The 14,331-nt window shown below is 62.4% G+C and carries 9 protein-coding genes; 2 read left to right on the top strand and 7 right to left on the bottom strand.

The genetic code is table 11. From position 1 onward, the window contains the following. Window positions 1-45: 45 nt before the first annotated feature. Both JFT85_RS01315 and JFT85_RS01310 read right to left on the bottom strand, forming a co-directional pair. Complete coding sequence (locus JFT85_RS01315) at window positions 46-2,301, bottom strand: ATP-dependent DNA helicase (RefSeq protein WP_201228921.1); 2,256 nt, start codon at window positions 2,299-2,301, stop codon at window positions 46-48. After that, on the bottom strand, window positions 2,298-3,941 hold the full coding sequence (locus tag JFT85_RS01310) for a VRR-NUC domain-containing protein (protein WP_069551559.1): 1,644 nt from the start codon (window positions 3,939-3,941) through the stop codon (window positions 2,298-2,300). The genes JFT85_RS01315 and JFT85_RS01310 overlap by 4 nt, the downstream gene beginning before the upstream one ends. A 187-nt stretch (window positions 3,942-4,128) precedes the next feature. On the opposite strand from JFT85_RS01310, the gene JFT85_RS01305 reads away from it, so the two are divergent. Beyond that, window positions 4,129-4,353 carry a YgdI/YgdR family lipoprotein gene (locus tag JFT85_RS01305; protein ID WP_053256162.1) on the top strand — a complete coding sequence of 75 codons (225 nt, stop codon included), beginning with the start codon at window positions 4,129-4,131 and terminating at the stop codon, window positions 4,351-4,353. 58 nt (window positions 4,354-4,411) lie between these two features. On the opposite strand, the gene JFT85_RS01300 is transcribed toward JFT85_RS01305, so the two are convergent. Further along, window positions 4,412-4,576: a hypothetical protein gene (locus tag JFT85_RS01300; protein WP_169875389.1), complete on the bottom strand. Its 165-nt coding sequence runs from the start codon at window positions 4,574-4,576 to the stop codon at window positions 4,412-4,414. Between the two features lie 189 nt (window positions 4,577-4,765). Here JFT85_RS01300 and JFT85_RS01295 point away from each other — a divergent pair, with 189 nt between their 5' ends. Next, on the top strand, window positions 4,766-5,038 hold the full coding sequence (locus JFT85_RS01295; protein ID WP_078828284.1) for a hypothetical protein: 273 nt from the start codon (window positions 4,766-4,768) through the stop codon (window positions 5,036-5,038). Here JFT85_RS01295 and JFT85_RS01290 read toward each other — a convergent pair whose 3' ends face one another. The 4 genes from JFT85_RS01290 to JFT85_RS01275 all read right to left on the bottom strand — a co-directional run bounded on the left by JFT85_RS01290 (window position 5,039) and on the right by JFT85_RS01275 (window position 14,330). Continuing rightward, window positions 5,039-6,469: a polyurethane esterase gene (locus JFT85_RS01290; protein WP_073637550.1), complete on the bottom strand. Its 1,431-nt coding sequence runs from the start codon at window positions 6,467-6,469 to the stop codon at window positions 5,039-5,041. It abuts the gene before it with no gap. Window positions 6,470-6,739: 270 nt separating this feature from the next. Next, window positions 6,740-9,847, bottom strand: coding sequence for an autotransporter domain-containing protein (locus JFT85_RS01285; RefSeq protein ID WP_201228920.1), 3,108 nt, complete (start codon window positions 9,845-9,847; stop codon window positions 6,740-6,742). 160 nt (window positions 9,848-10,007) lie between these two features. Next, the gene (gene eprS, locus JFT85_RS01280; RefSeq protein ID WP_201228912.1) at window positions 10,008-12,965 is read right to left on the bottom strand and encodes an autotransporter serine peptidase EprS; all 2,958 of its coding nucleotides are present in this window, start codon (window positions 12,963-12,965) and stop codon (window positions 10,008-10,010) included. 30 nt (window positions 12,966-12,995) lie between these two features. Continuing rightward, window positions 12,996-14,330 carry a TolC family outer membrane protein gene (locus JFT85_RS01275; protein ID WP_169875385.1) on the bottom strand — a complete coding sequence of 445 codons (1,335 nt, stop codon included), beginning with the start codon at window positions 14,328-14,330 and terminating at the stop codon, window positions 12,996-12,998. Between the last annotated feature and the right edge of the window lies 1 nt (window position 14,331).

Below are 14,331 nucleotides of genomic sequence, written 5' to 3'. Positions count from 1 at the left end.
GCGGGCATGCCAGTATCATTGATGACGGGAATAAGCCGAACGTACTTAATCGACGGCCCACCAGCGCGGCAACAACTGCCGCACCCGCGCCTCGCCAAAACGGTCATCAATCAACATCACCACGCCCCGGTCGTGTTGGCTGCGGATCACTCGACCCGCCGCCTGCACCACTTTCTGGATGCCGGGATACAGATAGGTGTAGTCATAGCCCGCGCCGAAAATCGCGCCCATGCGCGCTTTCATTTGCTCGTTGATCGGGTTCAGTTGCGGCAAGCCCAAGGTGGCAACAAACGCCCCGATCAAGCGCGCGCCGGGCAAATCAATACCCTCGCCAAACGCGCCGCCCAACACCGCAAAGCCGACGCCCTGGCTGTGCTGGGTGAATTGCTCAAGAAATGCCTGCCGCTCGGCCTCGGCCATGCCGCGTGATTGCAACCACAGCGCGACCTGCGGGTGCCGTTCGGCCATCAGTTGCGCCACTTGCTGCAAGTAATCGAAACTGCTGAAAAACGCCAGGTAGTTGCCCGGTTGCGCCGCGAACTGCCGGGCAATCAACTCGACGATGGGTTCCAGTGACGCTTGGCGGTGCACAAACCGCGTAGAGATTTCATCGACGATACGCACCTGCAATTGCTCGGCCTTGAACGGCGATTCCACATCAATCCAGGCGGTATCCGCCGGCAACCCCAACAAGTCGGCGTAATAGTGACGCGGGCTGAGCGTCGCGGAAAACAACACGCTGCTGCGCGCCGCCGTCAGCCTGGGACGGATGAATTCGGCGGGCACCACGTTTCGCAGGCACAACGTTGACGCACTGCGCTTGCCGCCGAACTGACGCTTGCTGATATCGAAAATGAACTGTTCATTGAACAGCTCGGCCACTTTGGCAAATTGCAGCGCCTCGAAATAGAACGCTTGCAGGTCGCCGGCGAGGGCTTCGGGGTGCTCGTTGAAGTGGTCGCCCATGGCGCTGGTGCACAGGCTCAGGGCCTGGAGCAGTTTGTCCGGCTTGGTGGCATAGGCCTGGTACGGCGCGAGCTGCTCCTTGTGCAAGGCGTTCCATTCGCGGTTCAGGCGCTGCAAGGGTTTCTTCAACGGCTCGGGGGCAGCGTCGCGCAGGGTGTGGAGGCTGTATTGGTCGAGGCTGGCGCTGTACATCGCGCGGGCGCGCTCCACCAGGTTGTGGGCTTCGTCCACCAGCACTGCGGCGCGCCATTGGTTCAACTGGGCGAGGCCGAACAGCATGGCGCCAAAGTCGAAATAATAGTTGTAGTCGGCGACCACCAGATCAGTCCAGCGCGCCATTTCCTGGCTGAGGTAATACGGGCACACGTCATGGGCCAGGGCGACGTCGCGCAGGTTGCGCTGGTCCAGCAGCCGCACCTTCGAGGCTGCCATGCGCGCGGCCGGCAGGCGATCGTAAAAGCCCTTGGCCAAGGGGCAGGAATCACCGTGACAGGCTTTGTCCAGGTGTTCGCACGCCTTGTCCCGCGCCACCAGTTCCAGCACCCGCAGCGCCAGCTCGGGGCTGCTGTCGAACAGCACCTGGGCCGCGTCGAGTGCCAGCTTGCGGCCCGGGGTCTTGGCAGTGAGGAAGAACACCTTGTCCAATTGCTGCGGCGCCAGGGCCTTGAGCATCGGAAAGAGCGTGCCGACGGTTTTGCCGATGCCGGTGGGCGCCTGGGCCATCAGGCAGCGGCCGGTGCTGACCGCCTTGTAGACGGACTCGGCCAGCGCGCGCTGGCCGGGACGAAACTCGGCATGCGGGAAGGCCAGGCGTTGTGCAGCGCTGTTGCGCGCGTCGCGGTGCTGCATTTCCTCGCGCGCCCAGCCCAGGAACAGCGCACATTGCTGGTTGAAGAACCGCTCCAGGTCGGCCGCGTGAAAACGCTGGTTCAGCAAGGTTTCACCCTCACCGACGATGTCGAAGTACACCAGCGCGAGGTCGATTTCATGCAGGCCGAGTTTCTGGCACATCAACCAGCCGTACACTTTGACCTGGGCCCAATGCAGTTGCCGATGGTTGGCGGGCTGGGCGTCGAGGTCGCCGCGATAGGTTTTCACCTCTTCGAGGCGGTTGCTGTCCGGGTCATAGCCGTCCGCCCTGCCCCGCACCCTGAGCTGTTGGAATTCGCCTTCCAGGGCCACTTCGTGTTGATAATGCGCACTGCGTCGCGAGGCGACCGTGCGATGGCCGACGATACCTTCCTGGGCGCTGGGCGACGGCGTGAAGCGCAGGTCGAGGTCGCCGACCTTGGCCGTGAACTCACACAGCGCCCGCACCGCAACGCTATAGCTCAAGCCGGTTCAGCCCAGCGGACATAGCAGACGGTCACCGGCATCTGGTACTCACCACAGAATTCCAGCCAGCGCAGTTGGTTGTCTTGCAGACGATCGCCGGGGCCTTTGACCTCGATCATGCGGTAGGTCTTTTGCGCCGGCCAGAACTGGATCAGATCCGGCATGCCCGTGCGGTTGGCGCGGATGTCCAGCAGCAGCCGTTCAAACCAATAGCGCAGGTGTTCGGCCGGCAAACACGCCAGTGCTTGTTCGAGCAGTTCTGCGCTGAGCAGGTTCCAGAACACGAACGGTGACTGGATACCCCACTTGTCTGCGTAGCGCTGGCGGATGGTGGCCTTATAGCGCTCGTCCTCCAGTTGCTCGAAACAGGCGGCGAACAACGCGCTGCGGCGCTGGTGAAAGTCGTCACTGTGCAGGTCCACCGGCCCACGCTGGAACGGGTGGAAGAACGCACCTGGCAACGGCGCGAAAATCGCCTCCCAGCACAACAGCCCGAACAACGAATTGATCAGGCCATTTTCGACATAATGCACCGGCCCATCGGGCTCGCTGAGATGCGCCTGAACACAATACTCCACCGACATCAGTGGCTGCGGGGCCAGTGCCAGGTCCAGACGGGTGACCTCGCGCGGCGTGGTCTTGGGCAACGCCGGTTCGCCGAGTTTGCGGCGCAGGCGTGGCAGCACGCGCAGCAGGTGTTGTTGTTCAGCGGCACTTTCCGGCGCCTGTTGCGCGGCACACGCCAGGGCCATGGCTTGCGCGTAGTGCGCCTGACGCTCCAGCACGCGAATCAGCCGTGCGCGCGCGCCAGGGTAGGCGCAATCACGGTAGATCTGCGCCGCCAGCGCCAATTCGGCGCTGCGCTCGCAATACTGGCCGACCTGGAACAACAGCTTGGCGCGACGTTTTTCCAGCCAGGGGTTGTCGGTGACAAGCGTAGCGATCCGTGGCAGCACCTCGTGCAGCGCCTCCCCCGCTTCAAAAGCCTGCTGGCATTGGTGCAGGAACAGAAAACCGACCACATCGTCACGGCTGCGCAGGCCACGCGACTCGGCGCAGAACTGGACTTTTTCGTAGGTGTAGATGCCCAGGTCGGCCAGCACGAACTCCGACCAGTCCTGATACAGATTGCCGAAGAACATCAGCCGCAGGCGATCGCACAAATCCATGATGGTCAGGCTGTAGAGCGCATCGCTCAGCTGCGGGCACCACTGGGCAAACCGGCGCTGTTCGCTGAACTGTTCCGTCAGTAACGCCAGCCAATCGGCCTTCCTGCCCTTGGGCTGCGCAATCCACGGTTTGAAGGCCGCAAGGATTTCGCCTTTTTGCAGCAGTGCAAACAGCTCTTCCACGCACAGCAGCCCTTGATCCTCAACCCAACCCTGTTCCACCAGTGCCAGCACGGCCGTGCGGGTGCAGCCAATCTCCAGATAATTGAGTTTGCTCGCCCGAAAGTGCACGCCCTTGCGCATCACCATGCGCACCAACAAGGCTTGGGACGCTTGCGGCAACCTGTCAAATTGCTGAATGAAATGCTGTTCTTCCGGATCGAGTAAATCGGCATAGCGTTGCCCCAGCCAATGCAGGACTTGGCGGAAGTTATGCAGGTAATACAAGGGATCGTCGAGGGGATTGGCCATGTCGCGCGCTGATCAAATACTGGTTATGCATACAGAGTGCCGCCAGCGGCGAGCTGTTGCAATCGGTAATAGATAAATGGCGCACGCAACTTTTTGTATAAAAATGATCAGATAGGACAGTTGATGGCGTAACATTTGCGGCCCGCAGCCCATGGCGCGGGACTTTTCAGGGTTAAAGGTAAGGGTTATGAACATGAAGAATTTGGGTCTTCCACTGGTTGCACTCACTTTTCTGCTGTTGGCGGGTTGCTCCACGCAAACCGTCGTGACACTGCAAAACGGCACGCAGTATTTGACCAAGGACACCCCCAAGACCAAAACGGCCGACGGTTTCTATGAATTCACCGATATCGCCGGCAAGCACATCCGCGTCAAGGCGGATGATGTCGCGACAGTGCGCAACGAAAAGTAAGCGCCCGCACACCAAAAAGCCCCGCCAATGCGGGGCTTTTTGTTTGGGCCGCTACCGATCAATACCGGTAGTACGGGTGGTAATACGGGTGGTAGTAGGGATGGTAATAGTACGAGTGGTAGTACGGGCGGTAGCAGCATGGGCCCGGATACGCCGGGTACACCGCGCACCCGCCAAGCCCCAGCACTACCAGCGCGCACAGCATCAGTCGAAATCGGGACATGCTCAGCTCCTCACATAACGCGCGAACCTTCTCGCAGGCAGTGATTAAACGCGTGAGCCCGGCCCAATCCGTCGCAGTGCTGCGCCGTTGATCCATGAAGATTTATTTACCGAAGGATTTTCGCCCTGCCGGCGTTTAACCGATAAGCCGCCTTCATTTTCGCGGGCGGTAGCACGGAGAACGACGACCATGGCAGTCATGTCCCGCACGGTACGCGCTCTTTTACTGATTCCGTTGACGCTGGTGGCCCTGGCCAGTGCGCCGGCGTTTGCCGACACCCTCATCATTCGTCAGCCACCCAGGGTGATCGTGGTGCAAGCCCCGCCTCCACCGGTCTATTACGGCCATTGGGGTTATGGCCCACGGCCCTATTACTGTCCGCATCATGTCTATGGTTACGGCTATGGCAACCCCCACCGGCCGTATTGGGGCGGCGGCTGGCGGGGGCACCCTTGGCGGTGATCAGCCGATGCTGACGCCGTCCGCCCACAGGCCGCCATGGCCGACGCCAACCAGGGTCACCGAGTCGGCGCCAAACGTGAGCACCGTGTCCGCGCCGACCACTTTGGCATGGTCACGCAGGTCGGTGCTCCCCTGCACGTCCTGGAACACCAGCTTGTCGGTGGTCTGGTAGCCAATCACGCGATCGTTGCCGAACTGGCCACTGAACAGGAAGGTGTTATGCCCACTGTTGTCGCGGATCGTGTCATTGCCTTTGCCGCCTTCGATAAAGTCCGCGCCCTTGCCACCCTGGATCAGGTCGTTGCCGTCGCTGCCAATAATGAAGGTATTGCCCTTGTGCGGTTCGGCATTGCGGTTGAGGTCTTGCACCCACGTAGTGGCCCGCGCCGGGTCGGACAGGTTGGCGACGATTACCGTGGAGTCACGGGTCATCTGGTCATAGAACCCGGAGTCGAGGATGCGCGTCATGCCGTCGCCGTATGCGGTCGGCAGGTGCGAGACCCAGGTCGGCAGGTTGACGATGGAGAACGGCAGCACATTCCACAGGGTCGAGGCGTAGTGGTCGTTGAAGCTGACGATGTTATCGGTGGTCGACTCGTGGGGCTTGTCGTGCACGCCCAGGGACGACAGATTGAAGGATGAGCCGTCCAGCGCGCGAAACACCGGGTCGTTTTCATAGCCGATGTTGAGCACCTTGTCGCCGGCGCTTTGGGTCGGCGATGCATAGGCCACGTAGTTGGCGTCCGTGTAGAAGCCCGACCATTTGTTGGTGCTTAAATCCGCCATGCTGTTGACCGCCAGGCCGCCCAGGCTGTGGCCGCTGACCACCACGTCCTTGCCGGTAAGGCCATGGGCAGCGGCGTAATCGGCGACGTTTTTGAGCAGCCCGCCGAACGCTTCGCCGGCGTAGTTCTTTGCGTAATCCTTGGGCCCCAGCGCCGCAAGCAGATCGCTGACCAGGTCGCCGATGGAGTCGCTGATCAAGGTTTCCCGCGGCCCCGACGTGCCGCGAAAGCCGATGCCGATTTCCAGCAGTTTGCCGGCGTCATCGTACTTGCCCAACACCTCGACCTGCGCGGTGGTGTAACCGGCTTTTTCGCCAAAGTAGGTGCCGCGCGCGTCGACTTTGCCGCCGTAGCCGAGGGTGCTTGCACTGATGGGCGTCCAACCGGCTTTTTGCACCGCCTCCAGCGCGGCTTTTTCCGAATCCGGGTTCCAGGGAATGCCCGGAATGACACCCTGTGAATTCGTGCTGCCGAGCAGTGCACCCACCAGCGTGGCCGGCAAACCAAGCCCCAAGCCATTGTGCTGGTAACCCACGGCAAAGCCGTTATCCAGATTATGGTAGGTGTACAACGTGATCGCCATGGCGTCGGCGAACAGCGCTTTGGAGCCCTCGGTGCCGAGGTTTTTATAGTCAAAGATACCCATGGTAGTGCCTCTCTGTTGTTGGATTTGTAGAGAAAGCGAAAACACCCGTTGCCCCTGAGGGAACGGGCTTTATGTGGGAGCAGGCTTGCCTGCGATGATGGCCTCCAGACTGACGCAAATCTACCTGATGCCCGGCGATCCAAATGTGGGAGCGGGCTTGCTCGCGAATACGCTGTACCAGCCAATGAGGCCGTTAACTGACACACCGCTTTCGCGAGCAAGCCCGCTCCCACATAAAGTCCGGTTCCACATTAAGCAGGTCGTGCTTGTTTAGAACGCCCAGTCGAGGCTCAACCCCACCCCGTGGACTTTTTCCTTGCTGGCCAGCAGGCCGTTGTAATCAAAGTTCACCCGCGCGTCCTTGCTCAACGCCAGGCTGACCCGCGCGCCCACCAATGCCGCATCACGCACCATCGGTGCACTTTCCACCGCAAACGCCGGACCGCCCGAAGCAAACGCCAGGTGCTGTTCGGAGTCGGTGCTGCTCAGGTTGTGCTGCCAGCCCAGCGTGCCGGACACCTCGAGTTGCTGGTGGTCATTGACGTTGAAGGTCTTCAACGCACGCATGCCCAAGGTGCTCAACACCCCATCGCGGCTGTCGTCGCGACCTTTCAGCGCAGCGGCATCACCCTTCTCGGTGAAACCGTCGGTGTCCAGGTGCACGTAAGCCAGGTTGGCGAACGGCTCCAGGGCCAACGGTTGCAGGTTGACGCGGTACGCCGCCTCGCCGAACACCTGGGTGCTGCTCGCGTCCACTTTGACGGTTTGCTTGCCGGCGACGGCGCCGTATTGCAGGTCGCGCTTCACGTCGGCGCGATGCCAGCTGTAGGTCGCACCACCGCTCAGACGCCAGGCACCGATTTCATGCCCGGCGTATGCGCCGAAGTGGTAGCTGTCGACCGACGCCCGTGAATGGGTGTCGTTGCCCATGTTCAACGAAGTGTCACTGTAGCCGGCGACCAGGCCGATGCGGGTCGCTTCATCCAGCGCGCCATCCACACCGGCAAGCATGCCGCCCAGTGACGTGGTGTAGCCTGCCGTGTCGCTGCGGCTGTCAGTCTTGCCCCACGCGCCCAACGCCTTGACCCACACGTTGCCACGGCTATCGAGGGTCTGGCTGCTGGCGCCCATCTCGCCATGGCGCAGGCGCTCGCCCACGGCTTCACGCACGTACCGGCTGTCATTGATCAACGCACTTTGCAGCGCCGGGTAGATTTCGCCGGAGAGCTGTTGGAACGCACCTTGCGCCGAGGCTGCAGTCGGCGCCAGCAACAGGCTTTCATACACCGCATTGCCCGCGCCCAATTGGTCAGCTGCGGCCGCCACAGCACGCTGGTTGGGCGTCACGGCCACACTGGCGAAGCTGTTGGTGCGCGCCACGTCGAGTTGCACGCCAGTGGCGGCGTAGTTCAAGGTGCCACCGACAAACAGGTAGTTCGGCACTACTGCACCGAAACTGCCGGTGACGCCACCGGCGGCTTGCAGGATGTTGTACTGGCGACCGATCAGGCTGCCAGCCTGCGCATTGGTCAGCAGCGTCGGGCTGTTTTCCAGGGCCAGGGTCACGGTGCCGCCATTGAGCGTGGCGGTCCCCCCGGCGACGATCCGGTCGCTGCTGGTCGGCGACAACTCCACCGCGTAGGTCGACCCTGGGTCAAAGGTGACATTCCCGGCCACATTCAGCGTGCCAATGGAATTGCCCGGTGCCACGGTGCCGCCGCTTTTCGCGCTCAGCGAGCCAATGCGCCCGGAGCCGCCGAGCACACCGCGCTGGCCGACGGTCACGTCGGAGGTGACCGAGCCGTTGATCGCCAGCACGCCTTGATTGACCAGGGTCGGGCCGCTGTAGGTGTTAGCGCCGGTCAGCACCAGGGTGCCGATGCCCTGCTTGGTCAGGCCGCCATGGCCTGAAATATTGTTGCTCCACACGTCCAACCCGCAATGCACGTCCGTGCACAGGCGTTGGGTCGGTTTGCCGGCATCCACCACGGCGCCGATCCCTGGCAAATCCGCGACAAACTGCCCGCTGCCATACGCCCCGTCGATACGGAACTCAGCCGGGATATCTTCGGCGGTAATAAACATCGCTGGCCCGTTAACCGCCTTGCCCAGGTTGATCATGCCCCAGCCGTACAGCGCGTCGATGCCCGGCGCGCCGAGGTCGGTGGCGGTGGTTTTGAGCACGGTGGAGATCTGCTCGCCGCTCATGTACGGGAAGCGCTCCATCAGCACCGCCGCAGCGCCCGCCACATGGGGCGCGGCCATGGAGGTGCCGTTTTTGTTGGCCCAGTCGGTGGTGAGGTTGGCAAGGGTGGTGCCGTTGATGATCGAACTGAAAATCTTCGTGCCCGGCGCCGACACACAGAAACTCGCCGCATACCCGCAGCGCGACGAGAAGGTGCTGATCACGTACGGGTTGGGGCTGGTGGTATCCGGGTTTTGTTGCAAGGCCGCGACCGACAGCCAGTTCGGGGCAATCTCCGGCACAAAGTACGCCAGGCCCGACATTGCATCCGGGTTGTTGCGGTTGTAGTCGTTACCGGCGGCAAAGATAGTCAGCACGCCGCTGCGGGCCGCATCGATTGCGCCTTGATAAGCACCACCGGCCAGCGTGCCGAGGATCGGCCGGATGTTATTGAACTGCGCCTGCGCCTCATTGACCGTGAAATTCGGGAACGCCGGATCGCGGCCGCCCTTGGCGTATTGATCGCCAATGCCGATGCCCCAGCTGTTGTTGATGATCCGTGCGCCGCTGGCGACCAGGCCATCCCAGCCGGCCTTGTACACCGCGCCGTCGTTGCCGAGGATGATCCCGTCTTCCGGCCCCGGGTCGCCGTTTTCGGCGCTGAGAATTTGCGCATTGAACGCCACGCCATGCATTGGCCCGCCGTCACGGTTACCGGCGGCAATGCCGCCGACGTGGGTGCCGTGGTTACCCAGCTTGCCGTTGGAGTCCTGGGACGGCGTGCCGTCATAACGGAACGCATCGCCCGCCTTCACCGGAATATACGGGTCGGTGTATTGGCGGATGCCTTCGGTGACAATCGTCACCACTTTGCCGGGGCTGGCGAATTCCGGGTGCTGGGCGTACACCGGCTGGTCGAAGATCCCCAGCTTGACGCCCTTGCCGGTGTAGCCGGCGGCATACGCGGTGTCTGAATGGATGGCGCCCAGCCCCCAGTCGGCCTTGAACTCGTTGCTGCGCCAGCTCGCGGCGTCGCCCAACTTACCCGTTTCCACATAGGGTGCGGCCTGGGCGGTCCCCAGGCTTGCCAGGCAGCACAGCAACGCGCCGTATGGCACGCAGCTCAAGGCCTTGAGCGGGTAGCCCGGGCCGGTGTGAGTGGCGGTAATTAACCCTGAATTGCGTTTTTTCACGGTGACCTTCCTTAGTTTTCTTATTGCCGGTATGTGAATCACTTTGCTTCAGCGCCGCAGTGCCAGTTTGGGAGCGGGCTTACTCGCGAAAGCGCTGTATCAGTCGTCGCATTCATCACTGACCCACCGTCTGCTCCCACCTGCTGACCTGCGCTGCCGTCTAGAACTGCCAGTTCAGGCTCAGCCCCACGCCCTGGGTTTTCTCGCGGCCACCCAACTGGCCGTGGTAATCCAGGTTGACCCGTGTGGCCTTGCTCAGCGCGAGGCTGGCCTGCACACCGACCAGTGCGGCATCGCGCAGCAACGGCGAACTGCGCACGGCAAATGACGGCCCGCCGGCGACAAACGCCAAGTGTTCTTCGGAATCAACCGCCGTCAGGCTGTGCTGCCAGCCCAGGGAGCCGGACAGTTCAAGCTGCTGGTGATCATTCAGAGGCAAGGTTTTCAGCGCCCGCAGACCGAGGGTGCTGAGCACGGCATCGCGTCGATCGCTGCCACGCTCAAGCGCTGCGGCAGCGCCTTTTTCGTGGAACGCGTCACTGTCCAGGTGCACATAGGCCAGGTTGGCGAACGGCTCCAGCGCCAGCGGTTGCAGGTGAAGGCGGTACGCGGCTTCGGTGAACAGCTGGGCCGTGCGCGCGTCCAGCTTGGTCTTTTGCTTGCCGCTGACTTCGCCGTATTGCAACTCACGCTTCACATCGCCGCGATGCCAGCTGTAGGCACCGCCGACACTGACGCGCCAGTCGCCCAGTTCACGCCCGGCGTAAGCACCGAAGTGGTAACTGTCGATGGACGCCGACGAATGCGTGCCGCTGCCCATATTCAGCGAGCTGTCGCTGTAGCCGGCAACCACACCCACACGGGTCTGCTCGTCGAGTGCACCGTCTACACCGGCCAGCAGGCCGCCGATCGAGGTGTTGGCGCCAGCCGTTTCGCTGCGGCTGTCGGTCTTGCCCCAGGCGCCGAGCGCCTTGAGCCACAGGTTGCTTTCACCGTTCACCGGCACATGGCGCAGGCGCTCGCCGACAGCGTCGCGCAGTTGCAGGCTGTCGTTGATCAGCATCGCGCCAATCGCCGGGTAGATTTCACCGGACAGTTGCTGCAAGCCTTGGCGGGCGGTGGCGACCGAGTCCGACAACAACACGCTCTCATACACCGGGTTACCGGCGCCGAGTTGCTCGGCCGCCGCCGCGACGCTGCGTTGGTTGCGGGTGGCGGCGACGCTGGCGAAAGAAGCGTTGTTGCGCCCCACGTCCAACTGCACGCCGTTGGCGGCGTAATCGAGGGTGCCGCCGAGGAACAGGTAATTCGGCAGCACTTGGCCAAACTGGCCCTGAATGCCACCTGCAGCCTGGAGGATGGTGTATTGACGGCCAATCAGGCTGTGCACCTGGTTCTGGCTAAGTAACGTCGGGCTGTTTTCCAGCGCCAGGGTTACGGTGCCGCCGCCCAGCACGGCCTTGCCGCCCGCGACAATGCGGTCGCTGCTGGTGGGGGTCAGTTCCACCGCATACATGGAGCCCGCGCCCAGGTTCACATCGCCGGCCACCTGCAAAGTGCCCACGGAATTGCCCGGTGCCACCGTGCCACCGCTGTTCACCGACAAGGCGCCGATACGCCCGGAACCGCCGAGTGTGCCGCTGGTGTTGACGGTCACGGCCGAGGTCAACGCGCCATTCACGGCCAACAACCCCCCATTAACGCTGGTCGCGCCACGGTAGGTGCTGTCGCCGCTGAGTACCAGGCTGCCGGCACCGGATTTGATCAGGCTGCCTTCATATACCCGGTTTGCAGCGGCCTGGTCGCGGGCGTTGCCAACGGCGTAATCGGTCTTGTCCTGCTGGCTGGCGGTCGCGCCCACACCGTTTTGCCAGCCCTTGTCGACCAGGGTTTGCTGCCAGGCGCTGTGCTCGGCGCGGTCCTCGGCCTGGCGCTGGAGCAAGGCCTGATCAGAGATTGCATTGCTCCAGACATCGCCCTGCCCGGCGGCCAGGCTGACATTCATCGGGCCAAGCAATTGCCCCGGCCCGTGCATGGCCCGGCCGAGGTCCGGCACGCCCCAGCCCACGATAGTATTCGGTGCTTGAGTGATAGAACCGTCGAGCTGGGTGGCAGTGGTCAACAGCACCTGCAACGCCTGCTCATTGGTCATGTACGGGTAGCGCTCCATCACCAGCGCCAGCGCGCCCGTGGCATGCGGTGCCGACATCGAGGTGCCGGATTTGACCCCGTATCCACCGTCGGGAATGGTGCTGTTGATCAGCGCGCCGGGGGTGGAAATGCACCAGTATTTGGCGATCCCGCACTTGTTGTATTTCTGGTTATTCGCCTTGTCCAAACCCGACACCGCCAACCAATGGCCTTCCAGTTCCGGCTGGAAATACGGCAACGCCGAACGCACGCTCGCGTTCGCATAACCGCTGTTACCGGCACTGAACACGTTGATAACGCCGGCCTTTGCCACATCCACTGCGGCATCCAGCCACGTGCCCTGGTTGTAGTGCTGGGCGTAAGCCGCGTGCAGGTCACCGAGGGTTTGGTAGCTGACGTCCTTGGGCTGGCTGCCCCAGCTGTTGTTGATGGCCCGCACACCGGAATCCACCAACGCGCTGTACACCGTCTTGAAATACTTGGGGTCCGGCGTCGGGCCAAACAAGAAGCTGTCGTTGGCGTTGGTATTGCCCACATAGATTTGCGCGTTGTAGGCCACACCGTGCATGCCTGCGCCATCTCGCGCGGCACCCATGGTGCCGGTGACATGGGTGCCGTGGGAGTCGTTATTGGGGTTGAGCGCACCGGTGGTGCTGAACGGGCGGCCATCGACGTAGGTGCCTGTGGCGGTGACGGCGTGATAACGGTCTTTGGCGGCCTCGGGGTGATTGGGATCGAAGCCTGAGTCCAGCGCGCCGACCTTGACCCCGCTGCCGGTGATGCCGGCGGCATAGGCTTCATCCGCCTTCATGCGCCCCAGGCCCCAGTCGCTCTGGAATTCGGCGGAGCGCCAACTGGCAGGGTTACCGGCTTGGCCGGTCTCGGTATACGCCGCCTGTGCCGCAACGGACAACAGGAGCAAAGAGCCTGCAGTAAACGGTTTGAAACGCGGTGAATCGGTGATCATCTAAATCATCCTTATTGTTTTTATAAGTGCTCATTTCACAGGGCCGAAGGCCTCATCGACTTTCGCAAGGTCGGTGTCGCGCAAGTTGCCCGCGTAGTAGTGCAATTTGGTCCAGGCCATCAGGTAGTCATACCGGGCCTGGGCCAGGTCGCGACGGGTGCTGTACAACTGCTGCTCGGCGTTCAACGCGTCGAGGTTGACCCGCTCGCCGCCGAGGATGCTTTGCTTGGTCGACACCACCAGCGCCTCGGCCGACGCCAGGGCTTTTTGATAGGCGCGCAACTTGCTCACCCCCGACAGGCAGGCGCTGAACTGGCGACGCAGCTCAATCAGGGTTTCGCGGGTTTTGCCTTCCAGCTCGTACTCAGCCTGCTCCATGCTGCGACTGGCCTGACGGGTGGAGGCCGAGACGGCACCACCGGCATACAGCGGCAGGCTCACTTCGACGCCGATGGTGTTGGTGTCGTAGCGCTGGTTGTAGGTGTTGCCGCTGTCGGACTCCTGCTGGCGTGTACTGGCAAACGCGGTGATCTTCGGCAGATGCCCGGCGCGGTTGCGCTCCACTTCATAGCGCGCGACTTCGACGGCCTGACGCTGGGAGGCCAGCGTGGGGTTATTGCTGATCGCCAGCTCATGCCAGGTGTCGTAATTGGCCGGGGTCAACGTGAAGGCGGTAAAGCTTTGGTTCAGCGGTGCCAGGTCATTGATGTTGACGCTCTGCACGCCGATCAACGCGCCCAACTCGCGTAACGACGCGTCTTGTTCATCCAGCGCCTGGATTTCTTCGGCGGTGGCCAGCTCGTAACGGGATTCGGCTTCGAGGATATCGGTGCGGGTGCCCTCGCCCTGCTGGAACAGGTGCCGGTTCTGCTGGAACTGCTGCTCGAAGGCCTTCTTTTTGGCGCGGGCAATGTCGATCTGGTCCTGGGCAAACAGCGCCTGGGTGTAATAGCTCAGCACCCGCACCAGCAGCGCCTGGCTCTTGTCGCGAAAGCTTTCATCGGCAAACAGCGCCTGGGCCACACCCTTGCGATAGTTGGCATAGGCTTCGTAGTCAAACAGCGGCTGCTGCAAGCTGAGCGTCGAGCCATAGCTGTCGTAGTTGCGGTTGTCGTGGTAATTACCGCCGCGCCCGTCGGGCAAGGTGGCTTTGGAGTTGTTGCGGCCCTTGTTGTAGTTGTACGACAGCCTGGGCAGCAGCCCGGCGCGGCCGATGGTGCGGTTTTCCAGGCCGGCGTCGCGCTCCTTGATGGCCCCCAGAAACACCGGGTCGTTGCGCAGGGCCTGCTCGTAGACATCAAACGGGCCCATGGCGGCCTGGGCACTGGTGCAGCTCAATAGCAACGCGAGGAACACAGGCTTCATG

The sequence above is a fragment of the Pseudomonas sp. TH04 genome, from assembly GCF_016651355.1.
Lineage (GTDB): Bacteria > Pseudomonadota > Gammaproteobacteria > Pseudomonadales > Pseudomonadaceae > Aquipseudomonas > Aquipseudomonas fluorescens.
This window is presented reverse-complemented; position numbering and strand designations above follow the sequence as displayed.